Origin of the sequence: Pseudomonas fluvialis, assembly GCF_002835605.1 — a bacterium.
Taxonomy (GTDB): domain Bacteria; phylum Pseudomonadota; class Gammaproteobacteria; order Pseudomonadales; family Pseudomonadaceae; genus Aquipseudomonas; species Aquipseudomonas fluvialis.
This window is the reverse complement of record NZ_PIYS01000003.1, coordinates 40,753-63,632: the sequence shown is the minus strand read 5'-3', so window position 1 is coordinate 63,632 and position 22,880 is coordinate 40,753. Positions and strand designations below refer to the sequence as shown.

17 protein-coding genes are annotated in these 22,880 nt (G+C 63.9%); 10 read left to right on the top strand and 7 right to left on the bottom strand.

Going from position 1 to position 22,880, the window contains the following annotated elements; all coding sequences use genetic code 11:
- Positions 1–99 precede the first annotated feature (99 nt).
- Genes CW360_RS02065 through fabI form a run of 6 tightly spaced genes read left to right on the top strand, consistent with a single transcriptional unit; the run spans position 100 to position 8,273 of the window.
- Positions 100–1,926 carry an extracellular solute-binding protein gene (locus CW360_RS02065; RefSeq protein ID WP_101192575.1) on the top strand — a complete coding sequence of 609 codons (1,827 nt, stop codon included), beginning with the start codon at positions 100–102 and terminating at the stop codon, positions 1,924–1,926.
- Entirely contained in the window at positions 1,923–3,737 is a 1,815-nt protein-coding gene (locus CW360_RS02060; RefSeq protein ID WP_101192574.1) for an extracellular solute-binding protein, read from the top strand. Before CW360_RS02065 ends, CW360_RS02060 begins: the two co-directional genes overlap by 4 nt.
- Positions 3,738–4,823, top strand: coding sequence for a microcin C ABC transporter permease YejB (locus tag CW360_RS02055; RefSeq protein ID WP_093986875.1), 1,086 nt, complete (start codon positions 3,738–3,740; stop codon positions 4,821–4,823).
- Positions 4,824–4,826: 3 nt separating this feature from the next.
- Complete coding sequence (locus CW360_RS02050; protein WP_101192573.1) at positions 4,827–5,846, top strand: ABC transporter permease; 1,020 nt, start codon at positions 4,827–4,829, stop codon at positions 5,844–5,846.
- Between the two features lie 4 nt (positions 5,847–5,850).
- On the top strand, positions 5,851–7,467 hold the full coding sequence (locus tag CW360_RS02045; RefSeq protein ID WP_101192572.1) for an ABC transporter ATP-binding protein: 1,617 nt from the start codon (positions 5,851–5,853) through the stop codon (positions 7,465–7,467).
- Between the two features lie 11 nt (positions 7,468–7,478).
- The gene (gene fabI, locus CW360_RS02040) at positions 7,479–8,273 is read left to right on the top strand and encodes an enoyl-ACP reductase FabI (RefSeq protein WP_093986878.1); all 795 of its coding nucleotides are present in this window, start codon (positions 7,479–7,481) and stop codon (positions 8,271–8,273) included.
- 61 nt (positions 8,274–8,334) lie between these two features.
- On the opposite strand, the gene CW360_RS02035 is transcribed toward fabI, so the two are convergent.
- From CW360_RS02035 to CW360_RS02025, 3 genes are all read right to left on the bottom strand, one after another.
- Complete coding sequence (locus CW360_RS02035; protein ID WP_101192571.1) at positions 8,335–9,684, bottom strand: alanine/glycine:cation symporter family protein; 1,350 nt, start codon at positions 9,682–9,684, stop codon at positions 8,335–8,337.
- A 199-nt stretch (positions 9,685–9,883) separates the two neighbouring features.
- Positions 9,884–13,516 (bottom strand): translocation/assembly module TamB domain-containing protein, encoded by a 3,633-nt coding sequence (locus tag CW360_RS02030; RefSeq protein ID WP_101192570.1) that lies wholly within the window; start codon positions 13,514–13,516, stop codon positions 9,884–9,886.
- Positions 13,513–15,246 carry an autotransporter assembly complex protein TamA gene (locus CW360_RS02025; protein ID WP_101192569.1) on the bottom strand — a complete coding sequence of 578 codons (1,734 nt, stop codon included), beginning with the start codon at positions 15,244–15,246 and terminating at the stop codon, positions 13,513–13,515. The genes CW360_RS02030 and CW360_RS02025 overlap by 4 nt, the downstream gene beginning before the upstream one ends.
- Positions 15,247–15,349: 103 nt before the next feature.
- Here CW360_RS02025 and xthA point away from each other — a divergent pair, with 103 nt between their 5' ends.
- From xthA to CW360_RS16890, 3 genes are all read left to right on the top strand, one after another.
- A complete protein-coding gene (xthA, locus tag CW360_RS02020) occupies positions 15,350–16,162 on the top strand; it encodes an exodeoxyribonuclease III (protein ID WP_101192568.1) in 813 nt (270 codons plus the stop codon).
- Between the two features lie 99 nt (positions 16,163–16,261).
- Positions 16,262–17,623, top strand: a complete 1,362-nt coding sequence (locus CW360_RS02015; RefSeq protein WP_101192567.1) for a substrate-binding domain-containing protein — start codon at positions 16,262–16,264, stop codon at positions 17,621–17,623.
- A gap of 72 nt (positions 17,624–17,695) precedes the next feature.
- Positions 17,696–17,854: a hypothetical protein gene (locus tag CW360_RS16890; RefSeq protein ID WP_170307343.1), complete on the top strand. Its 159-nt coding sequence runs from the start codon at positions 17,696–17,698 to the stop codon at positions 17,852–17,854.
- Between the two features lie 6 nt (positions 17,855–17,860).
- Here the strand turns inward: CW360_RS16890 and CW360_RS02010 are convergent, their stop codons facing one another.
- Entirely contained in the window at positions 17,861–19,090 is a 1,230-nt protein-coding gene (locus tag CW360_RS02010) for an acyl-CoA dehydrogenase (protein ID WP_101192566.1), read from the bottom strand.
- A gap of 141 nt (positions 19,091–19,231) precedes the next feature.
- Here CW360_RS02010 and CW360_RS02005 point away from each other — a divergent pair, with 141 nt between their 5' ends.
- On the top strand, positions 19,232–20,146 hold the full coding sequence (locus CW360_RS02005; RefSeq protein WP_093986885.1) for a LysR family transcriptional regulator: 915 nt from the start codon (positions 19,232–19,234) through the stop codon (positions 20,144–20,146).
- On the opposite strand, the gene CW360_RS02000 is transcribed toward CW360_RS02005, so the two are convergent.
- The 3 genes from CW360_RS02000 to CW360_RS01990 form a co-directional block, all read right to left on the bottom strand.
- Positions 20,147–20,560, bottom strand: a complete 414-nt coding sequence (locus CW360_RS02000) for a hypothetical protein (protein WP_101192565.1) — start codon at positions 20,558–20,560, stop codon at positions 20,147–20,149. It abuts the gene before it with no gap.
- A 108-nt stretch (positions 20,561–20,668) separates the two neighbouring features.
- Positions 20,669–21,472 (bottom strand): SDR family oxidoreductase, encoded by an 804-nt coding sequence (locus CW360_RS01995; protein ID WP_093986887.1) that lies wholly within the window; start codon positions 21,470–21,472, stop codon positions 20,669–20,671.
- A 97-nt stretch (positions 21,473–21,569) separates the two neighbouring features.
- Positions 21,570–22,796, bottom strand: a complete 1,227-nt coding sequence (locus CW360_RS01990) for a hypothetical protein (protein WP_101192564.1) — start codon at positions 22,794–22,796, stop codon at positions 21,570–21,572.
- Between the last annotated feature and the right edge of the window lie 84 nt (positions 22,797–22,880).

Sequence of the window (22,880 nt, the reverse complement as noted above, 5' to 3'; positions counted from 1 at the left end):
GCAGGCTGCCGCCATGGCGACGCACTTTTTCCTGTACTGACAAGCTGTTACTGTACCGACAAAGAGCGACAAAACCGCCATGGATGAACCCTGCGCCTGATGCGAGCCTTCCTTTTCCTGCTGCTGTCCTGCCTGTGCCTGCCGACGGTTGGCGAAGTGTTCAGGCAGCACGGTTATGCCCAGTTCGGCCAGCTCAAGTACCCGGCCAGCTTCCGTCATTTCGACTGGGTCAACCCCGATGCCCCCAAGGGTGGCACCCTGCGGGTGATGACCTACGGCAGTTTCGACAGCCTCAATCCCTACATTCTCAAGGGCACCAGCCCAAGCAGCAGCGCGATTTTCCAGCAATACGGGGTCAGCGAACTGAACGAGCCGTTGCTGGTCGGCAGCGGTGCCTACGACCCCTCGGGTGACGAACCGGCGTCCAGCTACGGATTGATCGCGCAAAGCCTGGAGTTCAGCGAGGATCGCAGCTGGGTGGTCTTCAACCTGCACCCCAAGGCCCGTTTTCATGACGGCCGGCCGGTCACCGCCGAGGATGTGCGCTTTTCCTACCGGCAGCTGGCCCAGTTCGGCCATCCCAACTACCGCACCAGCCTGCAGGAAGTGAAGCGCGTGGACGTCCTCGCTCCACTGCGCATCCGTTTTGTCTTCAAACGCGCCGGCAATCCCCTGCTCATCCAGCGCCTCGGGGAGCTGCCGGTGTTGCCCGCACACTACTGGCGGGCGCGTGAGTTCAACAGCACCAGCTACGAACCACCGCTGGGCAGCGGTCCCTATCGGATTGTCGAGGTCGATCCGGGGCGCCGCCTGGTCTTCGAGCGGGTCAAGGACTGGTGGGGTGCGCAGTTGCCGGTGAATCGCGGCAAGTACAATTTCGACCGCGTCGAAGTGGAGTTCTATCGCGACAGCCATGTGGCGTTCGAAGCCTTCAAGGCCGGTGAATTCGACCTGTACATCGAACAGCAGGCGAAAAACTGGGCCAACGGCTACAACTTTCCTGCCGTACGCCGCGGCGAGGTGATCCGCGCGCAGATCCCTCACCAGATTCCCACCCAGACCCAGGCGCTGTTCATGAACACCCGGCGGCCGCACTTTGCCAGCCTGGAGGTTCGCCAGGCGCTGGGGTTGATGTTCGATTTCGAGTGGGCCAATCGCACGTTGTTCTACAGTGCCTACCAGCGGGCGCAAACCTACTATCCAAACAGCGAATTCAGCGCCCGCGAGCTACCCCAGGGCCGCGAATGGCTGCTGCTCTCGCCCTACCGCAAGCAGCTGCCGGAAGCCCTGTTCACACAGCCCTTCCAGCTGCCGCGTACCGATGGACGCGGCATCCCCCGCGACACCCTGCGCCAGGCGCTGCAACTTCTCGAAAAAGCCGGTTGGAAACTCAACGGGCAACAATTGGTCAATGCCCAGGGCCAGCCGTTGCAGTTCGAGATACTGCTGGTCAACCCCAATCTGGAACGCATCTTCCAGCACTTCCGCAGCAACCTGGCACGTATCGGCATTCAGGCACGCCTGCGCACGGTGGATCGTGCCCAATACAAGCAACGCCTGGACAACTATGACTACGATATGGCGCTGATGACCCTGCCGCAGACCCTCAGCCCCGGCCTGGAACAATGGTCGTACTTCCATTCCAGCCAGGTCACCGTCAAAGGCGGCAAGAACTACGCCGGCGTTAACGACCCAGTCGTCGATGCGCTGCTGGAAAAACTCCTCGCCGCGCGCAGCCGCGAGCAACAGGTCGCTGCTGCGCGTGCACTCGATCGCGTGCTGCTCTGGCAGCACTACAGCATTCCCAACTGGTACAGCGGCCAACACCGCCTTGCCTACCGCAACCGTTTCGCCTTTGTCAGCACCCCGCCCTACACCCTGGGGCTGCGGGCCTGGTGGCAAACCACGCCGGAGAGTCGTCCATGATCCTGCCCCGTCTGCGTCGCTGCCTGCAGCTTGGCTGCCTGCTGTTCGGCCTGGCTCCGCTGGCCCAGGCCGAACACGCCCTGACCCTGTACGGTGAAGCACCGCGCTATCCTGCCGACTTCAGCCACTTCAGCTGGGTCAACCCCACAGCCCCCAAGGGCGGTACTTTGCGGCTGGCCGGGCTGAACGGCTTTGACAGTCTCAACCCGTTCATTGCCAAGGGTAATGCAGCCGATCAGCTAGGCCTGCTCTACGACACGCTGACCTTCCATTCGCCCGATGAGCCGTTTACCGAGTACGGCCTGCTGGCCCAGCGCATCGAGCGCGACCCGCACAACCGTTTCGTGCGTTTCCACCTGCGCCCGCAAGCACGCTTCAATGACGGCCAGCCGCTGACCGCCGAGGATGTCAAGTTCAGCTTCGACATCCTCATCGAAAAAGGTCACCCGATGTACCGCCAGTACTATGCGGATGTCAGCGCGGTGGTTGTCGAGGGGCCGCACCAGGTGCGCTTCGACTTCCAGCATGCCGACAACCGCGAGCTGCCGCTGATCATCGGCCAGTTGCAGATACTGCCGCGCCACTGGTGGGCCGAGCGGGACTTCTCGCGGACCAGCCTGGAGCCGCCGCTGGGCAGCGGCCCGTACCGCCTGGTCAAGGTCGATGCCGGGCGCAGCCTGCGTTACGAGCGGGTCAAGGACTGGTGGGGAGCCGACCTGCCGGTGACCCGTGGCCAATACAATTTCGATGTGATCAGCGTCGACTACTACCGTGACATGTCGGTGGCGCTGGAAGCCTTCAAGGCCGGGCGTTTCGACTTCAATCTCGAGTATTCGGCCAAGGACTGGGCGACCGGCTACGACAGCCCGGCGCTACGTGACGGGCGCTTCATCAAGGAAGCGCTGCCTAACCGCAACCCGGTGGGCATGCAGGGTTTTGCCTTCAACCTGCGCCGCCCGATGTTCCAGGACCGCCGGGTGCGCGAGGCGATTGCCCTGCTGTTCGATTTCGAGTGGTCCAACAAGCAACTGTTCTTCGGCGCCTACAAGCGTAACCAGAGCTACTTCGAGAACTCCGAACTGGCCGCACGCGGCCTGCCCGATGCCGCGCAACTGGCGCTGCTCGAGCCCTGGCGCGGCCAGGTGCCCGATGAAGTGTTCAGCACGCCCTTCGCCGCGCCGCGCAGCGATGCCAGTGGCATCATCCGCGAGCAGACGCGCCGCGCCTACCAATTGCTCCAGGAAGCCGGCTACCGTATCGATAATGATCGCATGGTCGACGCCCAGGGCCAGCCGCTGGCCTTTGAGTTCCTGCTCGCCCAGGCCAATCTGGAACGCGTAGTGCTGCCCTTCAAACGCAACCTGGCCAGCCTGGGCATCGACCTGCAGATTCGCCGCGTGGATGTTTCGCAGTACATCAACCGCATGCGCTCACGGGATTTCGACATGACCTCAATGGTCTGGAGCCAGTCCAATTCACCGGGCAACGAACAGCGTGAATACTGGCATTCGAGCAGTGCCGACAACCCCGGCAGCCGCAACTACCTCGGTCTGAAAGACCCGGCCATCGACGCACTGGTCGACGGGCTGGTCAATGCCGACTCGCGGCAGAGCCTGCTCAACCACGCCCGCGCGCTGGACCGCGTACTGCTCTGGGGTCACTACGTGGTGCCCAACTACTACATCGACACCTGGCGCATCGCCCACTGGCAGCACATCCGCCGTCCTGAGCGCACGCCCGAGTACGACTACGCGCTGATGAGCTGGTGGCATGCCGACGCCGACGCTGCCGGCAACGAGGAGTCCCGCTAGATGCTGGCTTACATCCTGCGCCGCCTGCTGCTGATCATCCCTACCCTGTTCGGCATCCTGCTGATCAACTTCCTGATCATTCAGGCGGCCCCGGGCGGACCGGTGGAACAGATGATCGCCAAGCTGGAAGGCTTCGATGCCGCTGCCGGCGGGGCTACCGGGCGGGTGTCCGGCGGCGCCGCCGAGGTCAGTTCGGCATCCTCCAGCTACCGTGGCGGCCAGGGGCTGGACCCGGAACTGGTCGCCGAGATCGAACGCATGTACGGCTTCGACAAGCCGGCTAGTGAACGTTTCTGGCAGATGCTTGGCAACTATGCGCGCCTGGACTTCGGCAGTAGTTTTTTCCGCGATGCCAGCGTGCTGGAACTGATCGCCGAAAAACTGCCGGTGTCGATCTCCCTCGGCCTGTGGAGCACGCTGATCATGTACCTGGTGTCGATTCCCCTGGGCATTGCCAAGGCGGTGCGACACGGCAGTGCCTTCGACGTCTGGACCAGCTCGGCAATCATCATCGGCTATGCGATTCCCGCGTTCCTCTTTGCCATCCTGCTGATCGTGGTGTTTGCCGGCGGCAGCTACCTCGACTGGTTCCCGCTACGCGGGCTGACCTCCAATGATTTCGACGAGCTGTCCACCGGTGGCAAGATCCTCGACTACCTCTGGCATCTGGTGCTGCCGGTCACCGCGCTGGTGATCGGCAACTTCGCCACGCTGACCCTGCTGACCAAGAACAGCTTCCTCGACGAGATCAACAAGCAGTACGTGGTCACCGCCCGCGCCAAGGGCCTTTCGGAAAAGCGCGTGCTCTACGGGCATGTGTTCCGCAATGCCATGCTGATCATCATTGCCGGCTTCCCGTCGGCATTCATCGGCATCTTCTTCACCGGCTCGCTGCTTATCGAGGTGATCTTCTCCCTCGACGGGCTGGGTCTGCTCAGTTTCGAATCGGCCCTCAACCGCGACTACCCGGTGGTGTTCGGCAGCCTGTTCATCTTCACCCTGCTCGGCCTGCTGGTGAAACTGATCGGTGATCTCACCTACACCCTGGTCGATCCGCGCATCGACTTTGCCAGCCGTGAGCAGTAAGCCATGCCCCTGTCACCCATGAACCAACGTCGTCTGCAGCTGTTCAAGGCACACCGCCGTGGCTGGTGGTCGCTGTGGCTATTTCTTGGCCTGTTCATCCTCAGCCTGGGCGCCGAGCTGATCGCCAACGACAAACCGCTGCTGGTCAAGTACGACGGTGCGCTGTATTTCCCGGTATTCAAGCGCTATCCGGAAACGGTATTCGGCGGCGAATTTCCCCTGCAGGCCAACTACAAGAGTCCGTACATCCAGGAACTGATTGCCGCCAAGGACGGCTGGATGCTCTGGCCGCCGATTCCCTTCAGCTACGACAGCATCAACTACGACCTGCAGGTCCCCGCCCCGGCGCCGCCTTCACCAGCCAACTGGCTGGGCACCGACGATCAGGGCCGCGATGTGCTGGCACGGGTCATCTACGGCTTCCGCGTGTCGGTGCTGTTTGCCCTGACCCTGACCCTGATCAGCTCGCTGATCGGCGTGTTCGCCGGTGCCCTGCAGGGCTTCTACGGCGGCTGGGTCGACCTGCTCGGCCAGCGCTTCCTGGAAATCTGGTCGGGCTTGCCGGTGCTCTTCCTACTGATCATCCTGGCCAGCTTCGTGCAGCCGAACTTCTGGTGGCTGCTGGGCATCATGCTGCTGTTTTCCTGGATGAGCCTGGTCGACGTGGTGCGTGCCGAGTTCCTCCGCGGACGTAACCTGGAATATGTGCGGGCGGCCCGTGCCCTGGGCATGGGCAACGGACAGATCATGTTCCGCCACATCCTGCCCAATGCCATGGTCTCGACCATGACCTTCATGCCGTTCATCCTCACTGGCGCCATCGGCACCCTGACCGCCCTGGACTTCCTCGGCTTCGGCCTGCCAGCCGGTTCACCCTCGCTGGGTGAACTGGTCGCCCAGGGCAAATCCAACCTGCAAGCGCCCTGGCTGGGCATCAGCGCCTTCTGTGTGCTGGCCCTGATGCTCAGCCTGCTGGTGTTCATCGGCGAGGCGGCCCGTGATGCCTTCGACCCCCGGAAGTGAAGCGATGAGCGACAACCTGCTGGAAATCCATGATCTGGCGGTAGCCTTCAGCCAGGGCGGCACGCCGCAGCGCGTAGTGGACGGGGTGAACCTGAGCATTCGCCGCGGGGAAACCCTGGCCCTGGTCGGCGAAAGCGGCTCCGGCAAATCGGTAACGGCGCACTCCATCCTGCGCCTGCTGCCCTACCCACTGGCCAGCCACCCGAGCGGGCGCATCCTCTTCGCCGGTGCCGATCTGCTGCAACTGGATGAAGCGCGCCTGCGCGCCATTCGCGGCAACCGCATCGCCATGGTCTTTCAGGAACCCATGACCTCGCTCAATCCGTTGCACACGATCGAGCAGCAGATCGGCGAAGTGCTGGCCCTGCACAAGGGACTGACAGGCGCAGCAGCCCGCGCCCGGGTCCTCGAACTGCTTGAGCTGGTGGGTATTCCCGAGCCGCACAAGCGCCTGCGCGCCTACCCCCATGAACTGTCCGGCGGGCAGCGTCAGCGCGTGGTGATCGCCATGGCGCTGGCCAACGAGCCGGAACTGCTGATTGCCGATGAACCGACCACGGCACTCGACGTGACCGTACAGCTGAAGATTCTCGACCTGCTCAAGGAACTGCAGGCCCGTCTGGGCATGTCACTGCTGCTGATCAGCCACGATCTCAACCTGGTGCGGCGGATTGCCCACCGGGTATGTGTCATGCAGCGCGGAACGGTCGTCGAAGAAGCATCGTGTGAAACGTTGTTCCATGCGCCGCAACATCCCTACACCCGGGAACTGCTGGGAGCCGAGCCTGACGGGCAACCGGCTGGCAATCCCGCCGGCCCCTCGCTGCTGTCCGTCGAGGAGCTACGGGTGTGGTTCCCGATCAAGAAGGGGCTGTTGCGGCGCACGGTGGACCACGTCAAGGCCGTCGACGGCGTCAGTTTCGACCTGCCACAGGGGCAGACCCTCGGAATTGTCGGGGAAAGCGGCTCAGGCAAGTCCACCCTGGGCATGGCAATCCTGCGTCTGCTCGGCAGCCAGGGGGCCATCCGCTTTCGCCAGCAGGCCATTGATGACCTCTCGCAAAAGCAGGTGCGCCCGTTGCGCCGGCATATGCAGGTGGTGTTCCAGGACCCCTTCGGCAGTCTCAGCCCGCGCATGAGCGTGGCGCAGATTGTCGGCGAGGGCCTGGAAATCCATGGCAGCGCCGACAGCCAGGCCCGGGAACAGGCAATCATCGCCGCCTTGGAGGAAGTGGGCCTCGACCCGCAAACCCGGCATCGTTACCCACACGAGTTTTCCGGCGGACAACGGCAACGCATCGCCATTGCCCGCGCCCTGGTGCTCAAGCCGGAGCTGATTCTGCTCGACGAACCCACGTCGGCGCTGGATCGCACGGTTCAGCGCCAGGTGGTGGAACTGCTGCGCAGGCTGCAGGAGAAGTACAACCTGAGCTACCTGTTCATCAGCCATGACTTGGCGGTGGTCAGGGCCTTAAGTCACCAGTTGCTGGTGCTCAAGGCTGGCCAGGTGGTGGAACAGGGGCCGGCCGAGGCGATTTTCGCCAACCCCGGGCATAGCTATACCAGGCAACTGCTGGAAGCCGCCTTCATGGTTCCCGGCTGTCGCACACACACAGAATGAGGATGTTGGATATGGGTTTTCTCGCCGGTAAGCGCGTACTGATCGTTGGCGTCGCCAGCAAACTGTCGATTGCCTCGGGCATCGCTGCCGCCATGCACCGCGAAGGCGCCGAACTGGCCTTCACCTACCAGAACGACAAGCTCAAGGGCCGCGTCGAAGAGTTCGCCGCCGGCTGGGGCTCCAGCGCCGAGCTGTGCTTCCCCTGTGACGTAGCCAACGACGAAGAGATCGCCAAGGTTTTCGAAGCCCTGAGCCAGAAATGGGACGGTCTGGACTGCATCGTCCACTCGGTAGGTTTCGCACCGGGCGACCAGCTGGACGGCGACTTCACCGAAGTCACTACCCGCGAAGGCTTTCGTATTGCCCACGACATCAGTGCCTACAGCCTGGTAGCGCTGGCCAAGGCCGGCCGCCCGCTGATGCAGGGTCGCAATGGCAGCATCCTCACCCTCTCCTACCTGGGCGCCGAGCGCACCATGCCCAACTACAACGTGATGGGCATGGCCAAGGCCAGCCTGGAAGCCGGCGTACGCTACCTGGCCGGCAGCCTTGGCCCGGAAGGTACTCGCGTGAATGCCATTTCCGCCGGGCCGATCCGTACCCTGGCAGCGTCCGGCATCAAGAGCTTCCGCAAGATGCTCGCCGCCAACGAGAAGCAGACCCCGCTGCGCCGCAACGTGACCATCGAGGAAGTCGGCAACGCCGGTGCCTTCCTCTGCTCCGACCTGGCCTCGGGCATCAGTGGCGAAATCCTCTACGTCGACGGCGGCTTCAACACCACCGCGATGGGTGCCATCGAAGACTGACTGGCCCGGCCACAAACAACAACGGCTCCCGCGGGAGCCGTTGTTTTTTGTGGCGGAAAAACTACTGGGTCGGTCGCGCAAAGTATTCGCGGGTCAGCTTGACCACCACCGGGCTGAGCAGGATCAGCGCCAGCAGGTTGGGAATGGCCATCAGCCCGTTGAGGGTGTCGGCGAGCAACCAGGCGAAGTCCAGCTGGGCAATCGCGCCGAACGGTACGGCCAGTACCCAGATGATACGGAACGGCAGGATCGACTTGGTGCCGACGAGAAATTCCCAGCACTTCTCGCCGAAATAGCTCCAGCCGAGAATGGTGGTAAAGGCAAAGATCACCAGTGCCAGGGTCAGGATGGCGCCACCGAAGCCCGGCATGGCACTTTCGAAGGCCGCGGCCGAGAGCGCTGCGCCACTGGCACCGCTGGTCCATACCCCGGAGCAAATGATCGCCAGGCCGGTCAGGCTGCAGATGATGATGGTATCGATGAAGGTACCCAGCATACCGATCATTCCAGACTGTACCGAGCTATGCGTGGTACCGGCCGCCTGGGCGATACCGGCAGTACCCAGGCCCGCTTCGTTGGAAAAGATGCCCCGCGCCACACCAAAGCGAATCGCCGCCATCACCGCTGCACCGGCAAAGCCGCCGGTAGCGGCAATCGGACTGAAGGCATGGGTGAAGATCAGATCGAAGGCGGCAGGAATAGCCGAGAAATTGACCGCCAGAACCACGATTGCCGCGACGATATAGGCCAGGCACATGAACGGCACCAGTGCCGCAGCGACCTTGCCAATACGCTGGATCCCGCCAAGGATGACCAGCCCGACCAATACCATGCTGCTCACCCCGGTGACCCACAGCGGTACGTTGAAGGTGGTCTGCAGTGCATGTGCCATGCTGTTGACCTGCACCATATTGCCGATGCCGAAGCCGGCAAACCCGCCGAAGATGGCAAAGGCGGTACCCAGCCATAGCCACTTGGCACCCAGGCCGTTCTTGATGGCATACATGGGGCCGCCAACATGTTCACCACGGTCATCTTTCTCGCGGTAGTGCACGGCCAGCACCACTTCAGCGTATTTGGTGGCCATGCCGACCAGCGCGGTACACCACATCCAGAACAAGGCGCCGGGGCCGCCGAGAAAAATGGCGGTGGCCACACCGGCAATGTTGCCCGTGCCCACCGTGGCTGCCAGGCAGGTCATCAGCGCTTCAAAAGGACTGATTTCGCCACTTTCCGCATCGCCGCGCCGGCGACCGCGCCACATCAGGGCAAAACCGGTACCGATGCGCGCCAACGGCATGAAGCGGAGGAAAAGCATGAGGAACAGGCCAGTGCCCAGGATGGCAACCAGCATGGGTGGCCCCCAGACCAGGCCATTGACGCTGTTGACCAACGCGTTGATGGATTCCATGTACGGCTCCTTTCTTGTTATCGCCGCTTCCGGGATAACCGGCCAGCGGCAGGCCACCCTGCGCGGATAGCGCAGCGATGCTGTGAGGCAGGCGTAACAGGGTGTGTCCGTGCTAAGCCTGTGCGGCTGGATGCTAGCACGAAGCGTTCCACTGGCGACCAGTCGCTGCTGTAAAAGCTGTTCGACCAGTCGGTTTTATTCAGAAATCGTGGCGATACACCAGGTCCAGCGAGCTGGCCAGGCCACTGGCCGCCTCCAGGTACAGGCGTTTGCTTAATTCGTAGCGCACCGCCAACAGGCTGCCCTGCTCCAGGGAACCCAGGCCGTAGCGCAGGCTCAGCCGCTCGGAGAAGCGGCCGCTGGCCCCTTCACTGCCCAATTGGAAGTCATCGATACCTAGCCGCTCGGCCAGTTGTCCGGTAAACGGCAGGCTACCTGACAGTCCCATGGCCAGTGCTGCGCTGCCCAGGGCCGCGCCATCGCCGCGACTGCCCAGCGGACGGCCGAGTACCAGATAGGACAAGGCCTGCTCGTCGCTCATCGGCGGATCCGCAAATACCTGACTAAGCGGCTGCTCGGCACTGCCCGAGACACGCACCCCTGCGCTCACCGTCCCCACCTTGCGCACCGCTTCGATATCCAGGAACGGACGATCCAAAGCGCCATTGAACAGCAAGCGTGCACGCCTCACGTTAAGGCGTTGTCCATAGGCTTGATAACGGCCTTTAAGCAATTCCAGCTCACCCTGGCTGCGTAGCTGATCTGTCATATGCAACTGACCACGCACCTCGGCAGTCAGGCCAAAACCGCGAAAACGCAAGCGCTGCGCACCGACCCGCAGGCGCACATCCATGGCCAGTGGCAGATTGCGTTCGCTAGCGGGCGCTGCACCCACTACCTCGACATCCGCTGATACGCGTACGGCTTGCGGAGGCAGCTCGCGTACCTCGATCAAGCCACTGGGGACATCCACTTCGCCACTCAGGGCCAGGCCCTGTTCGTCCAACTGCAGCTGCAGACGGGGCTCGACCTGCAGATAGGCGTAGGGTTCGACCACCACGGGCAACTGGCTACCACTAACCGCCAGGCGGGCACGCAGCGCTTCATGCCAGCCCAGTTGCCCGGTGAACTGACCGCGCCCCAGCTCGCCACTGCGCCAGTTGCCTTGCACCTCTAACTGCTGGCCAACAATCTGTATCTGCACAGCCAGGGCATCCAGATTCAATGGCCAACCGGCCCCAGCAACCCGCCCGTCGAGGAGTTGCAAGTCGCCCTCCACCCAGGGGGCCAGCAAGCTGCCGGTGATCCGCCCCTGGCCCTGCAAACGCCCCTCCAGCGCTTCGAGTCCCGATACGAAGGGCCGGGCCAGGCCGATATCCAGTCCCGTCAGGCGATACTGGCCGCGCAACGGCTTGCTGGCCGTGCGCGGGTCGATCTGCATATCCAACTCGAATTGTCCCAGTCGTTCACCATCCAGCCACAGGCGAGCCTCTACACCGTGCGGCTGCAACCGGCTGTGCAGGTGCAACTGCTGGTAGGGAAACGTCAGCCACTGGCCTTGTTCGCGTAAGCGCCACTGGCCCTGTCCGGCATCCAGGCGCAGTTGGCCTCGCGGCCCGCGCTCAGTCAGTTGCAGTTGCAATTCACCGTCCAGCTGGCCCTGCCAGTCGAAGTCCTCCGGCCACCAGCCCGCCAGGCTGCTCATCGGCAACTGGCGCAAACGATAGTCCAGGCGACTGTCCGGCCACAGGCGCTGCGCGCCGGCACACAGGCTGGCCTGCTCGGCCTGCCAGCAGTGGGCTGCCAGGTTCCAGGCCTGAGCGTTGAACCGCACGGCCGTAGGTGCCTGCAATTGCCAGGCGAGTTCAGCCAGCTGCACGCGGGCCTGGCGCAACTCGCCCCGCCAGCCCGGCGCTTGCTGAGCGCCAGAGAGCTGCAGGTTCACGGCAAAGTTGGGGGCAAGCCAGTCAAGGTCCAGCTGATGTCGTTGCCAGGTGCCGGCCCCGCTAAGCAGCCCTTCTCCCAGGTTCCTGTCACCCTGCCGCAGCACGCCACTCTGCAGACGCAGGGTGCCCTGCTGCCGGGCATCCAGGCGGGCATCCAGCTGCACGCTGGCCAAGCGCAGCTGCTGGAAACGCAGGGCCTGGCCTTGCAGTTGCAACTGACCTTGCGGACGTTGCCGGGTACCCGCCAGTTGCAACTGCCCTTGCACACGCCCAGCCAGTTCCGGCCAGAGCTGTTGCAGGGCGGGCAGCTTCCAGCGCAGCTCGCCCGCCAGGCGCTGACCACTGCCCAGGCTGGCCTGGCCGTCAATACGGTTATCGCCCAGCTGCAACTGCAGCGGGGCCAGTGACCATTGCTCGCCCTGCGCCTGCAGCGTGGCTTGCCAGCGCAAGGGCTGCTGGCGCACCTGGCCATGCAGGTCCACTACCAGGCGTCCTTGCAACGCGGGCTGCCACTGTCCCTCACTGTGCAGGCTACCGGCGATGCGTCCTGGTAAACCGGCCTGCCAATAGGCCGGATCGATATCCCGTAGCTGCAAGTGCGTCGACCAACCCGCCTGGGCACCCATACTCAGCTCAAGCCGGCCACTGGCCTGACCCCGACCAGCCTGCAGGCGCACATCAGCCAGCTGCACACGCTGCAAATCGCCGGCAAAGGGGCTGTGCAGGGTGAACGGTCCCGCCGGGCCATCCGCCTCGGCATGCAGCTCGCCCTGGTAGCGCCCATCCTGATAACTGAAGGGGCCCTGCAGGCGACGCAGTCGCCAGTCCAGGGCATCGAGCTGCGGCCAGAGGCGCTGCCAGGGCAGGTCCTGCCAGTCCAGCTGGCCCTGCACGGCCAGACTGGACTGCCAGTCAACCTCGCCGTGCACCTGCAGGTAGCCCTGCTGCCTGTCACCCAGGCGCACCTCTTTGAGTTGCAGGCCCTGCGCGGTCAGCAAGGCGTCCAGCAGCAGGCTCATGGGATGCTGCTCGGCGGCCAGGCTGGCCTGTCCCTGTAGGGCATAGCCGCTCTGCAGATCCCCCTGCAGATCAAGCTGCACATGCTCCATGCGCAAGGTGGCCGGCAGTGTCGGAGTGGCGAGGAAGTCGCTGGCCTGCACCTGCAAACGGGCTGGCCAATGCTCGGCCAGCGGCTGCAACCAGCCTTCACCCTGTGCCTGCAGGTAACCACTGCTGTGCATTTGTAAATGCAGGCGCTGCTGCAGGTCGCCGTGCAGTTGCAAGGCAAGGTTCCAGTCCTGCCCGGACGGAGCCGCAAGCGCCAGGTGGGTCGTGGCCTGCAAGGGCCAGTCGCGCACGGTCTGCAGTACCCCGCTGAGGTGCAGCTGCAGGTCGGCCTGGCGCAGTTGCAGCGCCTCGACCTGCAGCTCATGGCCCTGCCAGCGAGCACGCAGCTGCAGGTTCTCGATGCGCAGCTCGTCCTGCACATACAGCGCGTCCAGCTGCACAGTGTGCAACGCGATCGCCAACGGCATATCCAGCACCGGCAAGCGCAACGCCTGACGCGCTGCCGGTTCCTCACTTGCCGTCGTATACACCGCCAGACGGGCAGCCTGTAGCCGCTCTACGCATAGCTGCAGGCGCCACAAACAAGCGGGCGTCCAGGACAACTGCACATCATCCAGCTGCAGGCGTAGGTCAGCCGTTTCCCAGCGCACGGTCCGCGCCTGCCAGGTACCGGCCAGGTGCCCCTGACTACCGAGTACCTGCAGCCCCCCGACCTGGCCAAGTAACCAGCGACTGCCGGCTTCGCTGTACAGCAGACCGAGCAGGCTGGCGACACCGCCCAGCAATAACCCGAACAGGGCATAGAGCAGGCGCTTCACAGTTCCGGCCCCATGGAAAAGTGCAGACGCACACCGCCTGGCTCATCCAGCGCATGCGCCAGGTCAAGGCGCAGCGGCCCCACCGGGGAAAGCCAGCGCAGCCCCAGCCCGATGCCGGTAAAGTGCCGTGCACTGAGGCTGTCGAAGGCATTGCCCCGGTCGACAAAGGTCGCCAGGCGCCATTGCTCGCGCAGCGGGTACTGATACTCCAGGCTGCCGGCCAGCAGGTAGCGGGCCCCCACCTTATTGCCCCGGCGATCCTCAGGGGACAGGCTCTGGTAGTCGTAACCGCGCACACTCTGGTCACCACCGGCAAAGAAGCGCAGCGAAGGCGGTACCGCCGCATAGTCGTTAGTGGCAATACCACCGGCCTGTACGCGGGCCAGCAGACGATGACCCGCTGCGAAGCTGTACAGGCCCTTGGCCTGGGCATTGACCTGTAGCAGGTCGGTATCGGCCAGCAGGCCGCGCTTGGCCATCTGGCTGTCGATCTGCAGACGATAGCCCTGGCTGGGATTGATCGGGGAGTCACTGTGCAGATGATTGAAGCCCAGCCCGGCAAGCAGCAACTGGCTGCGCCCGTCCGGGCTGCCCTGACCATAGTCATAGCGTTCCTCCTGCCAGTTCAGGCTGAGGTTGCGCTGCCAGTCCCCGGCCAGCATGGCCTGCCACTCGGCGCCCAGGCGATAGCGACGAGTGTCGATATCGATCATTTGCTCCTGCTGGTACCCGGCAGTGAAGCGCAGGTGGTCGGTCAGTGCCTGCTGCAAAGGTATCTGGTACCAGCTGCCAACCGCCTGACGCTCCAGGGCCAGCTCGGCATCCGCGCCCAGGCTGTGCCCCTGTGGATTGAGCCAGTGACGCGTCCAGCTGGCACGGCTGCGAGGGCCAATGTCGGTCGAGTAGCCCAGCCCCAGGGTGAAACTGCGTGGCAATACCTGTTGCAGATTGACCTGCACTGGCACGGCCAGCCCACTGCGCTGCTCGGCCAGCGCATCGACCCGCACCTCGGCGAAGTAGCCACTGTCACGCAGGTTCTGGGCGAAGCGCGCCACCAGGTCGGCATCATAGGCATCACCCACCGCGAAGGGTTGCAGGCGCTGCAGCAAGCGCTCATCGATGGCAAAGTCGCCCTGGAAGCTCACCGCGCCAAAACGATGCCGTGGCCCACTGGTATAACGCAGATGGATATCTGCCGTGCCCGCTTGCGGGTCGACACGCAGACGCTGCTCGATAAAGCGCCCCTGGAAGAAGCCATAACGCTGCGCCTGGCTGGCGAGCAGCTTCTTGGCCGCCTCGTAGGCGCCATGATCCAGCACCTGGCCAGGCTGCAGGCGACTGCTGCGTGGCCGGCGAAAAGCCGCCAGGCTGGCCGCCTCGCCGAGTACCTCGATAGTTACCTGCTGCAGGCGCACCGGTTCGCCCTGGCGCACCAGCAGGCGCAGGCGCGGTCGCCCCTGGTGTTCGTCAACCTGGCTGACCACCTGCGCGCGGTAATAGCCCAGGGCCTGCAGAGCCTGTTGCGCCTGCTGCTCGGCACTCCGTGCAAAGCGCTGCAGGGCCGCCGGGTCACGCTCACCCAGGTTGCCTACATACGCCTCGATATTGGCGCGCAAGGCACTATCGCTGGGGCGCAGGCGCACTTCCAGCAACGCCTCGGCCCACACCGGCAAGCCCGGCAACAGCGCCAGGCAGAACAGGGCAACACGGCCCAGGGACAGATCCTTCATCGGTCACATGCTAGCAGAGCCCTGCTCCATGCCGCCAAGCCTGGCTTGCCGATGCCCCGGCCGGCTGACTACCATGCGCCTTTGTTTGCCTGGGGCGCTCTGCATGAAACTGGTTTCCTTCAATATCAACGGCCTGCGCGCCCGTCCTCACCAGCTGGCGGCGCTGATCGAGAAACACCAGCCAGACATCATCGGCCTGCAGGAGACCAAGGTGGCTGATGAGCAGTTCCCCGAAGGCGAGATTCGCCAGCTGGGCTATCACGTGCATTACCACGGGCAGAAAGGCCACTACGGCGTGGCCCTGCTGTCCCGCCAGCCCCCCCTGGAACTGCACAAGGGCTTTCCCGGCGATGCCGAGGACGCCCAACGACGCTTCATCTGGGGCGTGTATGCCGACGCCCAAGGTAATCCGCTGACCGTGATGAATGGCTACTTCCCGCAAGGGGAAAACCGCAGCCATGAGAGCAAGTTTCCTGCCAAGCAGCGTTTCTACGCAGACCTGCAGCAGCTGCTGGAAAACCGCTTCCAGCCGCAGCAACCGCTGGTGGTGATGGGTGATATCAATATCTCCCCGGAAGACTGTGATATCGGTATCGGCGAGGAAAACCGCAAGCGCTGGCTGAAAAGCGGCAAGTGCAGCTTCCTCCCGGAAGAGCGCGAGTGGCTGCAACGCCTCAAGGACTGGGGGTTAGTCGATAGCTACCGACAACTGCACCCGACGGTCGATGACTGTTTCAGCTGGTTCGATTACCGCAGCCGCGGCTTCGAAGACAGCCCGCGACGCGGCCTGCGCATCGATGTAATCCTCGCCTCATTGGGCCTGCGTGAACGCTTGCGTGAGGCTGGCGTCGACTATGCGCTACGCGGCATGGAGAAGCCCTCCGACCATGCGCCGATCTGGTTGCAACTGAGCTGACGGGACGCTGCCGCGCAGGCTTCACCGTTCTGTCACACGCCTGTCATACGGTCTGCCTAGGCTGCGGCGCACCTTCTCCGCTGTTGCAAGGTGTGTCGCATGTCTTCGCGTTTTACCCCGGAATCCCGTCCCTGGAGCCAAACAGCCGCGCTACTTGCGCTGGCTTTCTGCTGCTACGTCATGCCCTGGCCGGCCAGCGCTGGCGAGGCCAACCTGCTGTTGCGCATCCAGGGCTCCAACACCATCGGTGCCCACCTGGCACCGGCCCTGGCGGCCGGCCTGCTGCGTCAGCAGGGCGTTGCCCATCCCGAGCAACAGATCAGCGGGCCGAACGAAGTAAGCGTCAGCGGACGGGACGCCCAGGGGCGCCTGCTGCAGATCACTGTCGCCGCCCATGGCTCGGGCACCGGTTTTGTCGCACTGGCTGAAGGCAGCGCCGAGCTGGCCGCCTCCTCGCGGCCGATCAAGGGCAGCGAGCAGGCCAGTCTGGCCAGCCTGGGGGACCTGCGCAGTGCCAGCGCCGAACAGGTCATCGCCCTGGACGGGCTGGCTATCATCGTGCACCCGGACAATCCCGTGCAGCAGCTGGATATCGCCCAGGTTGCTGCGCTGTTCGCCGGAGAAATCGATAACTGGCAAGCTCTCGGTGGCCCCGCGGGGGCGGTACGCCTGTATGCCCGTGATGACAATTCCGGGACCTTCGATACGTTCAAGGAGCTGGTATTGAGCAGCCAGGGCAAGCAACTGGCTGGTGCCGCGCAGCGCTTCGAATCCAGCGACGAATTGTCCGAGCGTGTCAGCCAGGACCCGCAGGCCATCGGTTTCATCGGCCTGCCGTACATCCGCCAGGCCAAGGCCCTGCACATCGCCGACCAGGGTTCGCAGGCCATGCCGGCCAGTCGCGAGCTGATCAGCACCGAGGACTACCCGCTGTCACGACGCCTGTTCTTCTACCTCAAGCCTGATGAAAGCAATCCCTGGGCGCGCGCGCTGGTCGAGTTCGCCCAGAGTGCCGAGGGCCAGGCCATCGTCACGGCCAACGGCTTCATCGGCCAGCAGGTGCAGGCCATGCGTGTTGCCGTGGATGCCAGCCAACCCAGGGTCTATCAGCGCCTCGCCGCGCAGGCGCAGCGCCTCAGCGTGAACTTCCGCTTCCGTGAAGGCAGTGCCGAACTGGACAACAAGGCGTTGCACGACCTGCAACGCCTGCTCGACTACCTGAAGGCCAACGACAAGCAGCATCGGCAACTGGTGCTGGTCGGCTTTGGCGACCCGAAAAGCGACCCCGCACGGGCTGCCCTGCTCTCCAAGCTGCGCGCCATGGCGGTGCGCCGCGAATTGGCGCGGGCCGGCATCCTGCCCCGCGACATCCTCGGTCTGGGCGAGCAGCTGCCGGTCGCCAGCAACCAGGAGGACGACGGCCGCCTGAAGAATCGCCGGGTCGAGGTGTGGGTCTACTAAAGTGGCACAGCCAGGCCAGCTAGCCTGGCGCTAGCATGCACTGTCAGCCCACTGGGCGCGGAGGACAGTCGCATGCACGTGGAAATTCACGCCATCCAGCGCAATGGTCGCTCGCTCTGGCAGGTTCGCCTGGGTCGGCGAGTCATCACCTTCCAGGATCTGCAGCTGGCCCGGCAGTTTGCCAGCCAGCTGCATCTGCACACGACCCCGCCGCAGCACAAGCGCGGCTGAAACGCCTCAGCGCGAGGCTTTCATCTGCTCGCGGCTGACGTATTTGCCCAGCTCGTACTTACCAACCATCATGCGGTGCACTTCGTCAGGACCATCGGCCAGGCGCAGGGTGCGCTGCATGGCATACCAGTAGGCCAGCGGGAAGTCGTTGGACACCCCGGCGCCGCCATGTATCTGGATGGCCCGGTCGATCACCCGCAGCGCCACGTTGGGGGCCACCACCTTGATCTGCGCGATCTCGCTGGCCGCCACCTTGTTACCCACGGTATCCATCATGTAGGCCGCGTTGAGGGTCAGCAGGCGCGCCATGTTGATCTCCATGCGCGAGTCGGCGATGTGATCGAGGTTGCCGCCCAGGCGCGCCAGCGGCTTGCCGAAGGCGCTGCGGCTGACCGAACGCTGGCACATCAGCTTGAGGGCCCGCTCGGCCATGCCGATAGAGCGCATGCAGTGGTGGATGCGGCCTGGGCCAAGGCGGCCCTGGGCGATCTCGAAGCCACGTCCCTCGCCAAGGATGACGTTCTCGTAAGGCACCCGGACATTCTCGAACAGCACCTCGGCGTGGCCATGCGGCGCATCGTCGTAACCGAAGACCGGCAACGGGCGAATGATCTTCACCCCGGGGGTATCGGTCGGTACCAGGATCATCGAGTGCTGCTGATGCTTGGGCGCGTCCGGATTGGTCAGGCCCATGAAGATCATGATCTTGCAGCGCGGGTCGCAGGCCCCGGAGGTCCACCACTTGCGTCCGTTGATCAGCCATTGGTCGCCCTCACGCACCGCGCGGGCCTGCATGTTGGTGGCATCGGAAGAGGCCACGCCCGGCTCGGTCATGGCGAACGCCGAGCGGATCTCGCCAGCCAGCAGCGGCTCCAGCCAGGTTTTCTTCTGTTCCGCGCTGCCATAGCGCACCAGCACCTCCATGTTGCCAGTGTCCGGTGCCGAGCAGTTGAATGGCTCGGCACCAATCAACGAGCTGCCCATGATTTCCGCCAGCGGTGCGTATTCGCTATTGCTCAGGCCGGCACCATACTCCGACTCGGGCAGGAACAGATTCCACAGACCGGCCTCGCGGGCCTTGTCCTTGAGCTGCTCCATGATCGCCGTGGGCTGCCAGCGGTCACCTTCGGCCACCTGCTGCTCGAACACGGCCTCGGCCGGATAGACATGCTCTTCCATGAACGCGCTGACACGTTCACGCAGGGCTTGGACCTTGGGGGAATAGGCGAAATCCATGGGCTGACCTTCCAGAAAATGAACCAGCGGGTTGTTGATGTAAAAAGAGGCTAGCCCAGGCGCAAGAATCCACCTAATCTATTTTGCCTGCTTATTAACATTCATAAGCCATATTCAGTCCGGCAAGGCACGGGAGTCCGCATGAACCTGAACAAAGTCGATCTCAACCTGTTCATCGTCTTCGACGCCATCTACAGCGAGGCCAACCTGACCCGTGCCGGGCAGATCGTCGGCATTACCCAGCCTGCCGTATCCAACGCCCTGGCCCGCCTGCGCGAAACCTTCAACGACCCGCTGTTCGTGCGTACCGCGCAGGGCATGGTGCCCACGCCCATGGCGCAAAACATCATCGGCCCGGTGCGCAACGCCCTGCAGCTGCTGCGTGTCTCGGTGCAGGAAAGCCGAACCTTCAACCCGCAGCAGGCCAACAAGACCTACCGCATCAGCATGACCGACCTTTCCGAAGCGGTGATCCTGCCACCGTTGTTCCAGCGCCTGCGCCGCCAGGCGCCGCTGGTGAGCATCGAAAGCATGCTGGCGCGGCGCCGCGAAACCACCAAGGAGCTGGCCGCCGGCCGCCTGGACTTCGCCGTTGATGCACCGCTCAACACCGACCCCCAGGTGCGCCACGTCAAGTTGATGGAAGACCGCTACGTGTGTGCGCTGCGCCCGGGGCACCCGCTGGCCCGTGAGCGCATCAGCCTCGACGACTACCTGTCGCTGTCGCATATCCATATTTCCAGTCGCCGCAACGGCCTGGGCTATGTCGACCTGGCGTTGGGCAAGATGGGCCTGCAGCGGCGCATTGCCCTGCGCTCGCAGCACTACCTGATGGCCTCCAGCGTGCTGCAGCAGACCGACATGGCGATGACCGTGCCCGAGCGCTTTGCGCGGCGCCACCAGATGCATGTGCTGGATCTGCCGGTCAACGGCGTAGCGAATCTGGAAACCCACCTGTACTGGCACGAAAGTACCGATCAGGATCCGGCCAACCGCTGGATGCGTGAACAGATCATCGAGATTGCCCAGCAGGTTTGTGCCCAGCCCGGGCACTGATCAGGCTTCGCGCTCCCACACGCAGCGCAGGCGCAGTGGCCCTTCCTGCGGCGCGCTACCGCCCTGCTCGCTGTGCCAGCGAAAGGTATGCGTCCCGTTAAGTTCGGTGGTCAGGTGAACCACCGCGCTGGACCAGTACAGGCGCCGCAGCAACGCCTCGAACTGCTCGATCCACAGGCTCCACTCGTACTCGATGTTGGCGTAGCTGGCCCCGAAATGAATCACCTGGGTCTGGTAGAGACCGCGCTCCGGCAGTTGCTGGCAAGCAAACATCTGCCGGCCGAGGAAGTCCCACGGTTCATGCGCCAGGCTGTCCAGCACCTGGCGGTTGCTGGCCCGGCGCAGCAGGGTCTGCTCGGCGTCAGCGGCCGGCCAGTCCTGAATGCTGCCGTAGACGATGGATTCCGACTGCACGCACACGCTCCTGAAAATTCGTGCTGCCTTCTAACACAGCCCGGCGCGTGCGCAAAGTCGCGACGGGGCAAAGCGCGATGCGCCGCACCCCGTCGTCGCCTGCATCAATCAGCTGTTCTTGCTGCGCATGCGCGCCGCCATGCGCGCCATCTCGTCGTAGATGGCCTGCGGCTGTTGGCGTTTGATGGCCCAGGCCATGCGCCCCTGCTCGTGGGGCAGGATCATGAATTCCTCGGCTGCCACCTGCTGGAAGATGTAGTCGGCGATCTCGCCGGCACTGATCGGCGAGCTTTCCAGCAGTTTGCCGACCTGGGCCTTCATGGCCGGCGTCGGGCCACGGAACGAGTCGAGCAGGTTGGTCTGGAAGAACGACGGGCACACCACGTGCACTTTGACCTGCTGGTCGCGCAACTCCACCAGCAGGCTTTCCGAGAGCGCTACCACGCCGGCCTTGGCCACGTTGTAGTTGCTCATCGCCGGCCCCTGCATCAACGCGGCCATGGAAGCGATATTGATAAGCCGGCCCTGGCTCTTCAGCAGCAACGGCAGGAAGGCCTTGCAGCCCTTGACCACGCCCATCAGGTTGATTGACAGCTGCCAGTCCCAGTCCTCCAGGCTCAACTCGCTGAAGAAGCCGCCGGCGGCCACCCCGGCATTGTTGACCACTACATCGATACCGCCCAGGCGCTCCTCGCAGGCTTGCGCCAGGGCGGTCAGCTGGCTGTAGTCACGCACGTCGCAGCGCTGGATGAAGCCATCGCCACCGGCTTCGCGCACCAGGCGCAGGGTTTCTTCCAGACCGGCCTGGTTGACGTCGGACAGCGCCAGGCGCCAGCCCTCGCGTGCCCAGCGCAGAGCCATCTCGCGGCCCAGACCGGAGCCTGCGCCAGTAATCATGATGCGGTTGTGCATGCGTGCCTGCCTTGTTCAGTGAGTAAACGACTGACCGGCAGTGTAGCCGCGCCGGCTGGCGCGGCAGTGCACCATCATCCCGCTGAATGATCTGCTCTCAACGCAGCAGACGACTGTCCAGCACTTCGGAAGGCGCGCCCAAGAGGCTTTCGCTGATCGCCAGCACATCGTCGGTGCTGGCCTTTTCCAGGCGCATCAGCGCCCGGGTCAGGTCATCCAGCGAGTGGCGACCCTCGCTGAGCTGGCGGATCTCCTTGTCCAGGTCCTGCAACAGCAGCACGGCCCGCGCGGTCATCGGCCCGCTGCTGTTCTCGCCACGCAGGCTCTTCACATCCTTGCTCCAGCGTTTCAGCTGGGCACGCACCTTGTGGTAGCGGTCTTCGCTGAGCCCGCCGGCACGGCGCATCAGCTCGATGGCGTAGTACTCGGCGATACCCTCGCTGATCCAGTCACTGCGATCGGTGTCTCGGATACGGCTGAACACATGTACCAGTTCGTGCACCAGGGAACTGGTGCCATTCTCGCTGACCAGTGGACGGTCACTGTGCATGTAGTAGGAGTTGCTTGCCGACAGGCCGCCCCGCCACATCGGGTCGCCAGCGCCAACGATCAGCAGCTTGGCCGGATCACGTGGGAAGACCTGCTGGGCATGCGGCCAGATGAAGGTCAGCAAGGTCAGCACATCCATGCGGCGCATGCCCTGGCCGGTTGGCGCACTGATGGTGATGTCGGTGTTGCCCAGTTGCGCGCGGCGCGTGCCGAGCTTGCCGGCAATGATCCAGCCGGTGGGACGGTCGAATACCCGCTCCGGGTTATCGATGCGGAACTTGTGCTTGCCGATCCGTGGCCAGCCGGTTTCCACCGACTTCCAGCCCTTGGGCAGCTGGAACTGCAGGCGCGCGACCAGCTGCACCTTGGGGTCGTTGTCCATGTGCGCCGGGGGCACCAGATCGTCGCCACGCAGCAGCGCCCACTGCGGGGTCATCAGCGCATCGTAGCGCTCGCCTCGCGGATGACTGACTCTGACCTTCCAGCTCAGGGTGCTCTTGCCCTTGCCGGGTTGCCAGTACAGCTTGTTGTCCTTCTGCTCGAAGGTGCCGTCACCGGCAAAATCGCTGTAGGCCCCCTCATCGCCGAGGTTGAAGTTGAAGTAGTAGAGGTTGTCGGCGCGCGACAGGCTCAGACTGACCTCGGCCTGGTCGGCTTCAGGGAGAAAACGCACGTGGTAATCGAGGTCCACGCGTTCACGCTTGGCCGCCCACAGCGGACTGCTGCACAACAGGCCAAGCAGAATCAGCAATGCTGACGGACGTAGCAGGTTCATCTGGGGAATCTCCCGGTCAGGCGCGCCCACCTGGGCGCTGGATAAGCGATATCGTTGAGCCGCGGTGCACGGTGCTTGCCGGTC